Origin of the sequence: Hoeflea sp. EC-HK425 (assembly GCF_902498795.1) — a bacterium.
Taxonomy (GTDB): domain Bacteria; phylum Pseudomonadota; class Alphaproteobacteria; order Rhizobiales; family Rhizobiaceae; genus Hoeflea; species Hoeflea alexandrii.
Genome location: NZ_LR701572.1, coordinates 3879675 through 3892848 on the forward strand (window position 1 = coordinate 3879675; position 13174 = coordinate 3892848).

At 60.7% G+C, this 13174-nt stretch carries 17 protein-coding genes; 8 read left to right on the forward strand and 9 right to left on the reverse strand.

From position 1 onward, the window contains the following. Nucleotides 1-16: 16 nt before the first annotated feature. Nucleotides 17-1057 (forward strand): zinc-dependent alcohol dehydrogenase family protein, encoded by a 1041-nt coding sequence (locus SPHINGO391_RS21275; RefSeq protein WP_152010715.1) that lies wholly within the window; start codon nucleotides 17-19, stop codon nucleotides 1055-1057. A 73-nt stretch (nucleotides 1058-1130) separates the two neighbouring features. On the opposite strand, the gene SPHINGO391_RS21280 is transcribed toward SPHINGO391_RS21275, so the two are convergent. Continuing rightward, on the reverse strand, nucleotides 1131-2519 hold the full coding sequence (locus SPHINGO391_RS21280; RefSeq protein ID WP_152010716.1) for an HD domain-containing protein: 1389 nt from the start codon (nucleotides 2517-2519) through the stop codon (nucleotides 1131-1133). A 143-nt stretch (nucleotides 2520-2662) separates the two neighbouring features. Between SPHINGO391_RS21280 and SPHINGO391_RS21285 the strand changes: the two genes are divergently transcribed. Together SPHINGO391_RS21285 and SPHINGO391_RS21290 are read left to right on the forward strand one after the other, a co-directional pair. Next, on the forward strand, nucleotides 2663-3211 hold the full coding sequence (locus SPHINGO391_RS21285; RefSeq protein WP_152010717.1) for a helix-turn-helix transcriptional regulator: 549 nt from the start codon (nucleotides 2663-2665) through the stop codon (nucleotides 3209-3211). A gap of 6 nt (nucleotides 3212-3217) precedes the next feature. Next, complete coding sequence (locus SPHINGO391_RS21290) at nucleotides 3218-3745, forward strand: GNAT family N-acetyltransferase (protein ID WP_152010718.1); 528 nt, start codon at nucleotides 3218-3220, stop codon at nucleotides 3743-3745. Between the two features lie 48 nt (nucleotides 3746-3793). Here the strand turns inward: SPHINGO391_RS21290 and SPHINGO391_RS21295 are convergent, their stop codons facing one another. The 4 genes from SPHINGO391_RS21295 to SPHINGO391_RS21310 form a co-directional block, all read right to left on the reverse strand. Continuing rightward, the gene (locus tag SPHINGO391_RS21295) at nucleotides 3794-4444 is read right to left on the reverse strand and encodes a MarR family transcriptional regulator (RefSeq protein ID WP_244615306.1); all 651 of its coding nucleotides are present in this window, start codon (nucleotides 4442-4444) and stop codon (nucleotides 3794-3796) included. Between the two features lie 96 nt (nucleotides 4445-4540). Next, a complete protein-coding gene (locus tag SPHINGO391_RS21300) occupies nucleotides 4541-5002 on the reverse strand; it encodes a MarR family transcriptional regulator (RefSeq protein WP_152010719.1) in 462 nt (153 codons plus the stop codon). A 268-nt stretch (nucleotides 5003-5270) separates the two neighbouring features. Continuing rightward, nucleotides 5271-5750: a MarR family transcriptional regulator gene (locus SPHINGO391_RS21305; RefSeq protein ID WP_152011679.1), complete on the reverse strand. Its 480-nt coding sequence runs from the start codon at nucleotides 5748-5750 to the stop codon at nucleotides 5271-5273. 486 nt (nucleotides 5751-6236) lie between these two features. Beyond that, nucleotides 6237-7148 (reverse strand): pirin family protein, encoded by a 912-nt coding sequence (locus tag SPHINGO391_RS21310; RefSeq protein WP_152010720.1) that lies wholly within the window; start codon nucleotides 7146-7148, stop codon nucleotides 6237-6239. 265 nt (nucleotides 7149-7413) lie between these two features. On the opposite strand from SPHINGO391_RS21310, the gene SPHINGO391_RS21315 reads away from it, so the two are divergent. Beyond that, entirely contained in the window at nucleotides 7414-7629 is a 216-nt protein-coding gene (locus SPHINGO391_RS21315; RefSeq protein ID WP_152010721.1) for a hypothetical protein, read from the forward strand. Nucleotides 7630-7680: 51 nt separating this feature from the next. Here SPHINGO391_RS21315 and SPHINGO391_RS21320 read toward each other — a convergent pair whose 3' ends face one another. Continuing rightward, a complete protein-coding gene (locus SPHINGO391_RS21320) occupies nucleotides 7681-8157 on the reverse strand; it encodes an Lrp/AsnC family transcriptional regulator (protein ID WP_152010722.1) in 477 nt (158 codons plus the stop codon). A 110-nt stretch (nucleotides 8158-8267) separates the two neighbouring features. Here SPHINGO391_RS21320 and SPHINGO391_RS21325 point away from each other — a divergent pair, with 110 nt between their 5' ends. From SPHINGO391_RS21325 to SPHINGO391_RS21340, 4 genes are all read left to right on the forward strand, one after another. After that, entirely contained in the window at nucleotides 8268-8483 is a 216-nt protein-coding gene (locus SPHINGO391_RS21325) for a DUF6356 family protein (protein WP_152010723.1), read from the forward strand. 6 nt (nucleotides 8484-8489) lie between these two features. Continuing rightward, complete coding sequence (locus tag SPHINGO391_RS21330) at nucleotides 8490-9299, forward strand: class II glutamine amidotransferase (RefSeq protein WP_152010724.1); 810 nt, start codon at nucleotides 8490-8492, stop codon at nucleotides 9297-9299. Between the two features lie 249 nt (nucleotides 9300-9548). Beyond that, on the forward strand, nucleotides 9549-10145 hold the full coding sequence (locus SPHINGO391_RS21335; RefSeq protein WP_152010725.1) for a hypothetical protein: 597 nt from the start codon (nucleotides 9549-9551) through the stop codon (nucleotides 10143-10145). Between the two features lie 35 nt (nucleotides 10146-10180). Next, nucleotides 10181-11026 carry an AraC family transcriptional regulator gene (locus SPHINGO391_RS21340; protein WP_244615308.1) on the forward strand — a complete coding sequence of 282 codons (846 nt, stop codon included), beginning with the start codon at nucleotides 10181-10183 and terminating at the stop codon, nucleotides 11024-11026. A gap of 177 nt (nucleotides 11027-11203) precedes the next feature. Here SPHINGO391_RS21340 and coaBC read toward each other — a convergent pair whose 3' ends face one another. Genes coaBC through SPHINGO391_RS21355 form a run of 3 tightly spaced genes read right to left on the reverse strand, consistent with a single transcriptional unit; the run spans nucleotide 11204 to nucleotide 13100 of the window. Continuing rightward, on the reverse strand, nucleotides 11204-12418 hold the full coding sequence (coaBC, locus tag SPHINGO391_RS21345) for a bifunctional phosphopantothenoylcysteine decarboxylase/phosphopantothenate--cysteine ligase CoaBC (protein ID WP_152010727.1): 1215 nt from the start codon (nucleotides 12416-12418) through the stop codon (nucleotides 11204-11206). Beyond that, complete coding sequence (locus SPHINGO391_RS21350) at nucleotides 12415-12837, reverse strand: type II toxin-antitoxin system VapC family toxin (RefSeq protein ID WP_152010728.1); 423 nt, start codon at nucleotides 12835-12837, stop codon at nucleotides 12415-12417. The genes coaBC and SPHINGO391_RS21350 overlap by 4 nt, the downstream gene beginning before the upstream one ends. Then, nucleotides 12834-13100: a plasmid stabilization protein gene (locus SPHINGO391_RS21355; protein WP_152010729.1), complete on the reverse strand. Its 267-nt coding sequence runs from the start codon at nucleotides 13098-13100 to the stop codon at nucleotides 12834-12836. Before SPHINGO391_RS21355 ends, SPHINGO391_RS21350 begins: the two co-directional genes overlap by 4 nt. Nucleotides 13101-13174: the final 74 nt, after the last annotated feature.

Below are 13174 nucleotides of genomic sequence, written 5' to 3' on the forward strand. Positions count from 1 at the left end.
CTGACCGGTCCCGATCATGAAAGCCATCCTGTACGAAGCCTTCAGCCAGCCGCCAAAACTGGTCAGCCTTTCCGATCCTGCTCCGAAGCCGCACGGGGTGGTGATACGCGTGATGGCCACCGGCGTGTGCCGGAGCGACTGGCATGGCTGGGTGGGGCATGATGCCGATATCGTGCTGCCGCATGTGCCGGGGCATGAGCTTGCGGGAATAGTCGAGGCGGTGGGTAACGAGGTGACGCGCTGGAAGCCGGGCGACCGGGTGACGGTTCCGTTTGTCGGCGGCTGCGGCTCCTGCCCGGAGTGCCATGCCGGGCATCAGCAGGTTTGCGACAACCAGTTCCAGCCCGGTTTCACGCATTGGGGATCGTTCGCGGAATATGTGTCAATCGAACGCGCCGATCTCAATCTGGTTGCGCTGCCCGAGAGCCTCGATTTCGCCACTGCAGCGAGCCTGGGCTGCCGGTTCGTCACCTCGTTCCGGGCGGTCGTGGATCAGGGCAAGGTTTCCGCCGGTCAATGGGTCGCCGTGCATGGCTGCGGCGGTGTCGGGTTGTCCGCCATCATGATCGCTGTCGCGGCGGGCGCCAATGTGGTGGCCGTGGATATCTCCGAACCGGCGCTTGCTCTGGCGCGCAAACTGGGCGCGGTGGCGACGGTCAACGCCCGCGACGTGGACGATGTGCCCGCGGCGGTGCTGGAGATCTCCGGTGGCGGAGTGCATGTTTCGCTCGACGCACTGGGTGCGATCGGCACATGCGTGAACTCGATCCATTCGCTGCGCAAACGCGGCAAGCACATACAGGTCGGCCTGATGCTGGGAAATGACAGCATGCCGCCGGTACCGATGGGCCGGGTCATCAGCCACGAGCTTGAGATCCTCGGAAGCCACGGCATGCAGGCGCACCGCTACGGCGCGATGTTCGAGATGATCGCGGCGGGACGGCTGAAGCCGGCCGAACTGGTGGGACGAAAGATCACCCTGGCCCAATCCATCGACGCACTGATGGGAATGGACCGGTTCGAGGGGGTCGGCGTGACGGTGGTCACCGAGTTCTGACACCGTTGCGTGAGCCCCGGATCCCGGCTCGCGAGCGGCCTGGTTCGCCATCTCTCTGGACTTTCGACCCGGGCTAGGCAGCCATCTCCGCATTGAGCTTCGCCAGACCCGATTTGAGCGCAGCGATACAGGCCGGATCGAAGGCGGAACCGGCGTCGGCATCGAGAATGGAGAGCGCCTTGGAGATGGGCATGGCGGCGCGGTAGGGCCGCTCCGCCGAGAGCGCGTCGAAGACATCGGCAACCGTGAGTATTCGTGCTTCGAGGCAGATTTCGTCGCCGGCAAGGCCGTAGGGATATCCCTTGCCATCAAGCCGCTCGTGATGGGCCGCAGCGACCGGAGCTATATCGGTGAAGGCTGCAACGCGCGCAAGGATGGCCTCGCTTTGCACCGGGTGGCGCCTTATCGACGCCCACTCCGCTTCGTCCGGCTTGCCGGGCTTGTCGAGCACCTGGTTGGAAACCCCGAGCTTGCCCAGGTCATGCAGCAAGGCGGCACGGCGAAGCCAGCGGCGGTGGGCGGCATCAAGGCCAAGTTCCTCGGCGATCATGTCCGTGTAGAGCGTGACACGATTGGAATGGTCGGCGGTAAAAGGGCTCTTGGCGTCAACCACATCGGAGAAGGCGGCGGCGACATCATCGAGATAGTCTTCATCCACCACTTCCGAGGTCAGCCCCGGCTGCATCGCAAATACGCGGGCCTCGATATCCGGCGCGACAAGCGCAGGCCAGAATTCCGGATCGGACTGAGCCTGCAGGAAGGCGTCGACCAGCGCGGGATCGAACCAGTCTCCGGCACGGGCCCCGGCTTCACGAAGTGCCGCGGCGGCGCCGTTTTCGGTGTGGAATATGTCGATCACCTGGGCGAGAAGCGCGATGTTGGAGATCACCGGGATTTCCTGCGCCTTCAGGCCCTCGGGCTTGCCTGAGCCATCCCAATGCTCATCAAGCGAAAGGATGCCGCTCTGAACAGCCTCGGAAAAGCGCATCCGGGCCGCAATGTCGGCGCCGCGATGGCAGCGGGTCTCGATCAGGCTGCGGGATATCTCGCCGCCGTTCTGCAGGATGTTGACGATGGCGCGGATGCGCTCGCTCAGGCCCGATTCCAGCCCGGTCTTCTTGAACACGAAGCGCAAGGCGGACGAGAGACTGCCGTCAATGGTCTTGAAATCGCGCTTGAAGGAAATGTCGTCGGCGAGATAGAGCTCGCAGATCCGCGCGGCGTTGCTCGAGCAGCCGAGATCCTTGAGCAACAGGGTGTAGTAGAGATCACTGAGCATTTCGGCGGGGAGGTTCAGCGCCTCGCCGATTCGGGTGCCGATCCAGCAGCAGCGGATGCAATGGCCTTGCGGCTGTCCCTCGGTCAGGTCCAGCGCATAGCTGAGTGCGCCCAGCAGTTCAGCGCGTCTGAAGGCCTGGGGACGGGGTTCTGCGGTTCGGGTGAGGTACAGGCTTTTGCTCATCGGGTCCCCTTTAGCGACACCATCCCTATCAGGCGCGGCTTAAGAAGCCTTTACTGCCGAAGCGCATGGCGAGACGCGCTTGACGAAACCCGGAAGCCGGATTATTCCTTATATGGAAATTAATCTCATATACGGGAATTCACTTGACAAACCTGAACTCAAGACTTGCGGAGCGGCTGAAACAGATCCGGGCTGAAAGGGGCTGGTCACTGCAGCAGTTGGCGGAGGCCAGCGGGATCAGCCGCTCGACACTGTCGCGGGTGGAGAACGCCGAAGTCAGCCCCACGGCGGAGACACTCGGCGCTCTGTCGACCTGTTACCGGATGACGATATCGCAGTTGCTGGCGCCGATCGAGGCGCCGTTCGCACCGCTGGTGCGCAAGGACGAGCAGAGCCAGTGGCAGGACGCCGATAACGGGTTTTCACGCCGGGTGGTTTCTCCGCCCAGCGGCGGGCTGTCCGCAGAGGTGGTGCGCTGCGATCTCGACCCCCACCAGGACATCTCCTACGCGGCCCCTTCCCTGCCCGGGCACGAGCATCACCTACTGATGCTTTCCGGCAGGCTGACGGTCAACACCAGCGGCGAGGAGTACCTGCTCGAGGCGGGCGACTGCCTGCGTTACCAGCTTTACGGCCCTTCGCGCTTCCGAACCGGCAGTGATGCCGCGTCCTATCTCATCGTTCTTGTGTGAGGCATCATGACCAGCATCAGCATTCATTCACTCGCGGCCGACGCGCTTGTCTTTCATGCCGGCAGACTTGCGGACATCATGGCACATACGGTCAACGACGGTGCAGCGATCGGATACATGCAGCCCTTTTCAACTACCGACGGGCGCGCCTTCTTCACCACCCAGGTGTTTCCGGAAGTCCGGACCGGTAAGCGCAAGCTGCTGGCAGCGGAACTTGACGGAGAGATTGCCGGGAGCGTGCAGCTGATCCTGGCGCTGCCGCCCAACCAGCCGCACCGTTGCGAGGTGGCGAAGATGATGGTGCATCCGGTGGCCAGGCGAAAGGGCGTCGGACGCGCCCTGATGGCGGCCCTTGAGACGGAAGCGCGCGCCGCGGGCAAGACACTCATCACGCTCGACACCAAGACCGGCGACAAGGCCGAGCCGCTCTACAAGGCTGCCGGATTCCGCACCGCCGGGATCATTCCCGGTTTTGCGCTCGACCCGGACGGAGCGGCGATGCACGCCACCACCTACATGTACAAGGCGCTGTGACCGCTGGGGCGAACTTCATCGAGACCCCACAGATGGATGCCCGGGCTTTCAGTCATCGCTCACCGGTTCGCGATTTTCATCGAGCAACCTGCGGATCGTCACGAGCGTCGGCATAGCACCGACCATGGCTTGCCGGTGCTCGTCTTTCAGGAAGCTCCCGAAGGTGCGCGCAGAGGCTGCAATTGCCTGACTGTGGAAATGGCGGCCGCGATCAGTCAGATACACCAGCTTTGAACGGGCGTCCTGATCGCATGGGCGGATTTCGATGAAACCGCGTTTTTCCAGAACCTTGAGCGAATGACTCATCGTGGCCTTGCTGACCTCCATGGCACCGGCCAGAGCCTGTGGCGTCTTCTCATCACCCAGCCGGACAAGATGGAGGATGATGGCGAAATGGGACGGATGGACGCCGTCCGGCAAGATCTTCGAGATCAATGTCTTGCAGAGCAGGTCAATGGTGTTGACCTCATTGAAAAAGGCGTAGGCTTCGTTGCGTTCCTTGCCGGAGTTCGTCACGTGTCTTTTTTCCCCTTGCTTTGCCCCGACGGTCGGGACCGAAGGCGAACGGTCCGGACCAGAGGCCAGCCGCACTGGCATTCCGCCATCGCGGAATTCAGTTTCGCAGGGCTTGGTAGCATAAACAGCAAAGATTTTCTCGTCTGTGACTCTCAAACTTTTGGTGGCGAGCCCGTGAAGCACTGACTGCTTCGCATCACGGCGGACGCCGGTACAGGACGCTGGTTCGGGCTCACAAGACGCGTTGAGGTTTCAAAACGACGGCGCGGCGCAGTGGCTTCACTTGATGCCCGGATTGCGGTTTTGATCGAGCAGCGTGCGAATCGCGGCAAGACCTGGCAACAGGTCGCTGATTGTGTCGATGTGGGACTCGCGCAGGAACTGGCTGAAGGTGCGGGCTGCGGCGCCAATCGCTTCGCCCTGGAAGGCGCGGCCGGAGTCGGTGAGGAAAACATTCTTGGACCGGGCGTCGGTTCCGTTCGGCCGGATCTCGATGAAGCCATGGCCTTCGAGGACCTTGAGCGAATGGCTCATGGTCGCCTTGGTCACCTGCATGGCGCTGGCGAGTGCGCCCGGCGTCTTGCCGTTGCCGGCACGCGCGAGATGGACCACGATGGCGAAGTGAGACGGGTGGACGCCGTCGGGCAGCACCTTTCCGAGCAGCGTTGTCCCCAGTTGGTCGATTATGGCGACTTCATTGAAGAACGCGAAGACCTGGCCTGCTTTGTTCCCCGAATCCATTCTGTCCAGAGTTCCCTCTACAATTCTCGCCAGCCCGGCAATACCGAACGGGTTGCCAAAACTCGGTGCGGTCTTCCTGAAATCAACCATCTTCCGACGCAAATCCCGAAGGACCTTAGCACGGAACATTCCCTTTGCGGGAAGGCCCTGTCATATAATCAAATCATACAATCAGACTGTTGCGACCACCGCGCATTCTGCGTAACGGCCAGAGTGGTTGATGCTCCGTTCTGAAGGCCGATTTCCGCAACCGTTTCAGGCCGCTGCGTCAGTCCGGCCCGACGGCGCTGTTGCTTTCGAGCAGCCGGCGGATCGACACGAGACTGGGAAGCGCTTCGCCCATCACCCGGAAATCGTCGTCACGAAGAAAGACCCCATAAAGCCTGGTCAGCGCGGCAACCGCCTTTTGCTGAAAATCGCGTCCGGCATCGGTGATGAAAACCTCCTTGGACCGGGCATCCGACACGCTTGGCCGGGTCTTGATGAAACCGCGCTTCTCAAGCACGGCAAGCGAATGACTGATGGTCGTTTTCGTCACCTGCATGGCATCGGTGATCTGCTGGGGCGTCTCGCCATCGCCGCCCCTGGCCAAATGATTGACGATGTAAAAATGAGAACGATGCAGATCGTCCGGCAGGCATTTGTCAAGCAAGGCTTCCGAGAGCTGGGCGGTCTGGCAGGCTTCACGAAAATAGGCGAACACGTCCGCAGGGCCGTAGTTGGTTTTTCTCAGGCGATCGGAACTCATCGTGTTCACACCTTTCGCAACGCTGGTCTGGCAAGGCGGCGTGAACAGAACCGATCCACAGCCTTGCCTTTTGGCGAACATTTGCATCGTACGGCCTTCAGTTGCAAGCCGGCTTGGCTTTCGTGGTAAACCAAACGCCTCGATCGGCCTCCCTTTAGAATATGATAAAGCTTTTAATATCATGGGCTTGAACCATTCGCCCGGCGGCCTTCATCGGGATGGGGCACCGAGCCGCAAATGAAAACTGGCTGATTGCAACTTGAAGGCGGAGAGCGCTGGATCAAGGCAAACCGCGGTCGCCCGAATGAAGCTTCTGAACGTCACATCGCAACTGGTTTGACATCAAACATCATCCTGTCCAGAGGGATCCGATCGAGCTTGAAAGCACGCATCCGCCCGCCGGGATGGTGGGCTGACCAGGCACAGCCGGCAAAAACAATGCCGGGACTGATCCCGGCATTGTCACGCTCAAGAGGTTGACCGGCGCTAGTGTGCCGGCCTGATGAAGGTGCCGTTCTGCAGTTCGGTCACCGCCTGGATAAGTTCCTGGCGGGTGTTCATGACGATCGGGCCATGCCAGGCGACAGGCTCCTGGATCGGCTTGCCGGAGACCAGCAGGAAGCGGATGCCCTGGTCGCCGGCCTGCACGGTGATCTCGTCGCCGGTGTCGAAGACCACCAGCGTGCGGTCGCCGGACATGTCGCGGATCTGGATTTCCTCGCCCTCGACTTCCTTCTCGACCAGAACGCCGAACGGCCTGGAGGCGTCGCGGAAGGTGCCGGAGCCGGCGAAGATATAGGCGAAGGCCGAGCGGTAGGCGTCGACCTTGAAGGTCTTGCGCTTTCCGGGCGGCACCGAGATGTCGACATAGGACGGCTCGGCGGCAATGCCGTCTACCGGGCCGCGCTTGCCCCAGAACTCGCCGCAGATGATGCGGGCGGCGGTGCCGTCGTCATCGATTTCGACCGGGATGTCGGAGGCGGTGACATCCTGGTAGCGCGGAGCGGTCATCTTCATCGAGGACGGCAGGTTGGCCCAGAGCTGGAAGCCGTGCATCTTGCCGGCGAAATCGCCCTTGGGCATTTCCTGGTGCATGATGCCGCTGCCGGCGGTCATCCACTGCACGTCGCCCGCGCCCAGGGTGCCGGTGTTGCCGAGGCTGTCGCCATGCTCGACGGTGCCGGCCAACACATAGGTGATGGTCTCGATGCCGCGGTGCGGATGCCAGGGAAAGCCCTTGAGATACTTCTCGGGCTGGGAATTGCGGAAATCGTCAAACAGCAGGAACGGATCGGTGAGCGACGGATCGTCGAAACCGAAGGCGCGCTGAAGATGCACACCGGCACCTTCGAGGTGCGGCACGGCGGTGGACTGGTGGCGGACTGGCCTGATGGACATGGAAGTCTCCTCGGTATCGTTGCCGGATAAAGGGCCGGCAGGATTTGCGTTGGCTGGAATGTAGCGGGCGGGACAGCGTCTTATAAGGGTCTACATGGAAACGGATTGTTCAATTTCATGCATCCCCGCGGGCTCAAACCGCCGGGGGTACGGGGGTCGAGGTAGCGCCCTTCCCGGCAAAGACCATACTGGCATCTCCGGCTTCGGCGGAACCACGGCCTTTTGCGGGCGTTGTCTTTTCATCAGAAAAAAAGAGGAGAAACGGATGACCCTGAAGATTGATTCCAAGCTGGAAACCGAACTGACGCCTGAAGACGTCTCCGAAGATGACGACCTGACAAGGGACGAAAAGCTCGAGCGGATCAAGGACATGAAGTTCGAACTCGAGCGTCAGACGGCGCGCGGCACCGGCGATCTCGCGCAGGTCGAAGCGCGCATGGCATCACTCAACCTGGCTATCTCGCGGGTGAAGAACCGGTAATCAGACCGCCATCGCGCATCGCGACGCTACCGCCGATGACGTCTTCCGCCCTCAGCCCGATGCCAGGGCGGAGAGCGGAATGGCCGTCGTCTCCTTGATTTCCTCCATGACGAAGGAGGCCGAGACGTCGGCCAGTTTCACCTTGGCGATCAGCCGCTGGTAGAGACGGTCATAGGCCTTGACGTCGGACACGCGGGCGCGGAGCACGTAATCGAGATCGCCGGAGGTGCGGTAGACGCCAACGATCTCGGGAAAGCCTGCGACTGCCTCGCGAAACTGCCTGAGCCAGTCGGCATCATGGCTGGCGGCGCGGACGAAGATGAACACCGAAAGGCCGCAGCCGGCCGCTTCCGCATCAAGGATGGCGACGCGATCCCTGATCAGCCCACGCTCCTCCATCAGCTTGACCCGGCGCCAACAGGCATTGCGCGACAGGTTGACCCGCTCGGAGAGCGCGTCCACCGACAGGGTACCGTCGCGCTGGAGCTGGGTGAGTATTCGGACATCCATATCGTCAATCTGGTGCATGTCGGGACATATATCCCAATTTATTATCACGATAAAGGACAAATGGGACATTTCTCCCTCTGAATCGGGCTATCCTCTCAGGAACCAATTCAAATGAGGGATACAAGCACATGTCCAACCAGATCGCCCGCCTTTTCACCGACCACCCGCAATCGGTCGACGAGACCTATTTCGAACACCTGGTTTTCGCCGGCAAGTTTTCGGCCAAGCTGTTTGCTGCCGGGTTTTGCGCGCTGATCCACGCGATCCTGCCGTTTACCTTTGAGAAAACTGCAAGCCGTATGATCAACGAGATGCATCACCGGATGCACAACCGGAGCAAATAGACGCGCATGTGCCGATGGGCCGCCTACCGTGGAACGCCGATCCCGCTGGAGCAGATCATCTCCGCGCCGGGTCACTCGCTGGTCGAGCAATCGCAGCAGGCCACCCAGGCCAAGACGGCAACCAATGGTGACGGCTTTGGCGTGGCCTGGTATGGCGAGCACCCCGAACCCGGGCTTTACCGTGACGTGCTGCCGGCCTGGTCGGACTGCAATCTGAAATCGCTGGCGCGGCAGATCCGCTCGCCGCTGTTCCTGGCCCATGTGCGCGCCTCGACCGGCGGGGCGACCAGCCGCGACAATTGCCACCCGTTCGTCAATGGCCGCTGGTCGTTCATGCACAACGGCCAGATCGCCGGCTTCGAGAAGATCCGGCGGCCGATGGAAACGGCCCTTTCTGACCGGCTTTACCAGGCCCGGCACGGCACCACCGATTCCGAGCTGCTGTTCCTGCTGGCGATCGAATTCGGGCTCGAGACCGATCCCGCGGCGGCCTTCGGCGAAGCCATCCGCTTTGCGCTTTCGGAAGCGGCCCGCGCCGGCGTGCGCGAGCTGGTGCGGTTCACCGCGGCGTTTTCCGACGGCGAGACGCTGCACGCGATCCGCTACTCCAACGACGACTACGCGCCGACGCTCTATTCCGCACCGACCTGCAACAACCAGGGCCACTGCCTGGTGTCCGAACCGTTTCACGACACGGACACGAAATGGCACGAGATCCCGGCGGGGAGCATCGTCACGCTGACTGCGGGCGGGATATCGTCGGCACGGTTTGCGCCGGTGCAGGTGGCGGCGGTGAAGGTGGCTGAAGTGGCCTGAGGACGGACAAGGTTCGAGGAGCACCATAGCAACGACAGCCCTTTCCCCGAGCGTCGACCCTTGGATGCCGCATTTCGGCCGATGTCGAATTCTGACAAGGGATTCGTGGATTTCTGGTTGCTTCGGTGATCGCCAATCCAGATTGCGCACTCTTTGAGCGGAAGCGAACCATGTTTCTCTTGATTTAGCAGGATTTGTCGGTCGCACCTCACCTAACATGGGTTGAGGTATCGCAATCTGGAGAAAATGATGAAGCCAACCCCAAAGAGTTTTACCGTGGAAAGGTCCGGCTGGTCTTCGATATTGAGCAAAGCACCAGACGGGAAGAAGGTCTTGGCGCTTTTCATCGTCTCGAACCTTGTCTATGTGCTCATGCTCACGGTTACCATACCGCAAGTTCAGCAATACTCCGGAGGGCTGCTGCCTTTCGATATCATGCCAACGGGCTACGGCATCGATTACGCACAGACATTTCTGGACAGTCTTGGCGAGGAGGGCAGGCACTATTACCTGACCCGCCAGTTGGCATTGGATATGATTTACCCGGCTCTGTACGCTCTGGCAGGCGCAGCAGTCTGGTTATGGCTCCTTGGAAAATTTCAAAGCCGAACAGCTTTCCCAAGTTGGATTTGCGTCTTGCCATTGATTAGCGGCGCGGCGGATTACATCGAAAACGGACTGGTCATTACACTCTTGATGCACTTTCCAACAATCTCGCCTTCTATCGTTTGGCTCAGTTCCGTGTCTACCGTTTTCAAGTCGGGTGTGATGATGTTCTTCGCCCTCCTCTTGATACTGCTGGTTCTCTCGATCGGGTTGCGTAGATTATCGAATGGGGGGGCTTGATCTTGCCCCCCACAGCGGTGAAGGCAATGCGAGCAATGCAACAGAGCTATCGTGACCGTCTGGACCGTGTCACAGCGTATCTACATGCCAACGTGGAAAGCGACATCGACATTGTCTCGCTGTCCAATGTGGCCTGTCTGTCCAGCTATCATTGGCACCGGATTTACACCGCCATGGTCGGAGAGACTGTAGCCGCCACGCTACGACGTTTGCGCTTACAACGCGCAGCTGACCGTTTGGCTAACTCAGATATGAAGATATCAGACATCTCGAAACTGGCACAATATCGCTCGCAGGACGCCTTTTCGCGTGCTTTCCGTGACGCCTACGGCAAAACACCGGGTGCTTATCGTCTAAGCGGCAGCCATGCCGCATTCAAAGCCGCTATTGCCAATGCGAATGCGAAAGGCTTTCACGTCAGCATAGAACATCATGACGCGGTCCGATGTGTCAGTGTCCCCCATATCGGTTCATACTTACGAATCGACGCCGCGATGACACGACTCTTTAGCATTTTGACAAAAGCACAAATGTTGGCGCAAAACGCACCGATGCAGGCAGTTTTCTACGATGACCCAGATCTGCGACCTGAGGAAACTCTGAGGTCTGCGGCCTGCACACCCTGGTCTGAGGGTCTGGAAATACCGAAGGGTACTGAAGAACTGCTGCGACCAGCCGGGCGCTATGCCAAGCTAAGATACAAAGGGCCTTACGCGAATATGAGGGGCGCCTATCACTGGCTCTATGGTGTCTGGCTGCCCGGTTCAGGCTTTGAAATCTCGGAGCGTCCGGGATTTGAGGCGTACCTCAACTCACCTGTTGATACCAAACCGGAGGATCTGCGCAGCGATATCTTCCTGCCCATAGACGACCAGCAATGAGAACTATCCTAGGTATTCCTCAGCAACTCGGCAGCCATAGATTTCAACTGGCCGGGCGGCAATGACGGCTGTCAATTCAACGAATCTGCATTTCTCGATTGCAGCCAGATCGCTGGGCCTGCTTCATCCAGTGCTGCCACGACGCGCCATTTCTGGATCAACGAGAGCTGAGCCAAGCTAGTCCCAGTCGGCGATGAACTTGGCAATCCTTGCCGCCAGCCTTGCCGCAGTTTCGTCCTTGCTCAGATCGGGCCAGTCCTCGACGCCATCTTTCGAGACAATACGGACGCGGTTGCGGTCGCCGCCCATGATGCCGGTTTCTGGCGAAACGTCGTTGGCGACGATGAAATCGGCGCCCTTGCGGGCCAATTTGGCCTGCGCATTGGAGATCACGTCGGCGGTTTCGGCGGCGAAGCCTACCACCAGCTGAGGACGGTTCTGGTGGTGGCCGATGGTCCTGAGGATGTCGGGGTTTTCGGTCAGTTCGAGCGGCGCGGGCCCCTCGCCTTCCTTCTTCTTGATCTTGTTGTCCGCCGAGGCTGAAACGCGCCAGTCGGCGACGGCGGCAACGAAGACGGCGATGTCGGCGGGCAGGGCATTGGTGACGGCATCAAGCATCTCGCGGGCGCTCTCGACATGGATGACGTTGACGCCTGCGGGATCGGGGATCGTCACCGGGCCGGAGACCAGCGTCACTTGCGCGCCGAGACGGGCGAGATGGGCGGCGATGGCGTGGCCCTGCTTGCCGGACGAGCGGTTGGCGATGTAGCGCACCGGGTCGATCGGCTCGTGCGTCGGGCCCGAGGTGACGATGGCGGTCCTGCCGGCGAGCGGCTTCGGTGCGTCGTCCATGAGCGCCTCGATGGCGGCCACGATCTGCAGCGGCTCGGCCATGCGGCCCTCTCCGGCCTCATTGCTTTCGGCCATCTCGCCGGACATCGGGCCGATGAAGCGGATGCCGTCCTGCCGGAGCATTTCCACGTTGCGGCGGGTGGCGGCGTGGGACCACATCGCCGGGTTCATGGCGGGTGCGACCAGCACCGGCTTGTTGGTGGCGAGCAGGACGGTGGAGGCGAGATCATTGGCGAGCCCGTTTGCCATTTTCGCCATCAGGTCGGCGGTCGCGGGGGCAACGCAGATCATGTCGCAGTCGCGCGCCAGCCTTATGTGGCCGACATCCTGCTCGTCCTCGCGCGAGAACAGATCGGTGTAGACGTGGCCGCTCGAGAGCGCGCCGACGGCCAGCGGCGTGACGAACTCCTGCGCGCCCGCCGTCATGACGGGCCGCACCTCGGCCCCGCGTTCGCGCAGGCGACGGATCAGGTCGAGCGACTTGTAGGCGGCGATGCCGCCGGAAATGATCAGGAGGATGCGTTTGCCGGAAAGCGTCATGATGCGGGTTCCCAGGGGTTGATGAGCGTGACACCGCAATCGGCAAAATCACGGGTATTGCGGGTGGCAATGGGCAAGCCGCGACGAAGTGCGATGGCGGCAATCTGGGCATCAACACCAACTATGGGTCGGCCCATCCGTTTTCGCCGGCTGACAATCTCCGCGTAGAAAACAGCGTCCGCAGTCTCGAAAGGCAAAATCCGGCCCTGCTCATACGGGATCAGAAAGTTCTCCACGAAAGTCTCCAGGATGGATTTCCTCCGGCCATCCGGAAGAAGCTCCATTCCAAGCAGGATCTCGGCTTTGACAATAGCCGGAACATAGAGGCCATCTTCGGGTACGGAACTGAACCAGTCGACAACTGCCCGCGACGGTTCAGCCGCCACAAATTCCGAAATCACATTTGTATTGAGGATCATTGACGGTCTTGCCAATCGGCAAACACTTCACGTTCCCCGGCCAGTTCCGTGCGTTCGGGCATTTCCAGATCTGCGGTCCCGTATTTCTCGCGTAGCCTTGAGACCCTGTCCCAAAGACTTTCCCTGGCCTCGGCAGACCCGGAAAGGCCGGTGCGCAACAGCACGCGGGCCTCTTCTTCCATCGACACGCCATGTCGCGCTGCACGCTCGCGCAGCGCCTGCTTCACGGAATCGTCGAGATTGCGAATGGTCAGCGTTGCCATGATGCACCTCCCGGGCAGAGATCTTCCGATGACTGCAATGTAGGCATTGCTTGCATTGCAGTCAAACGCGACCG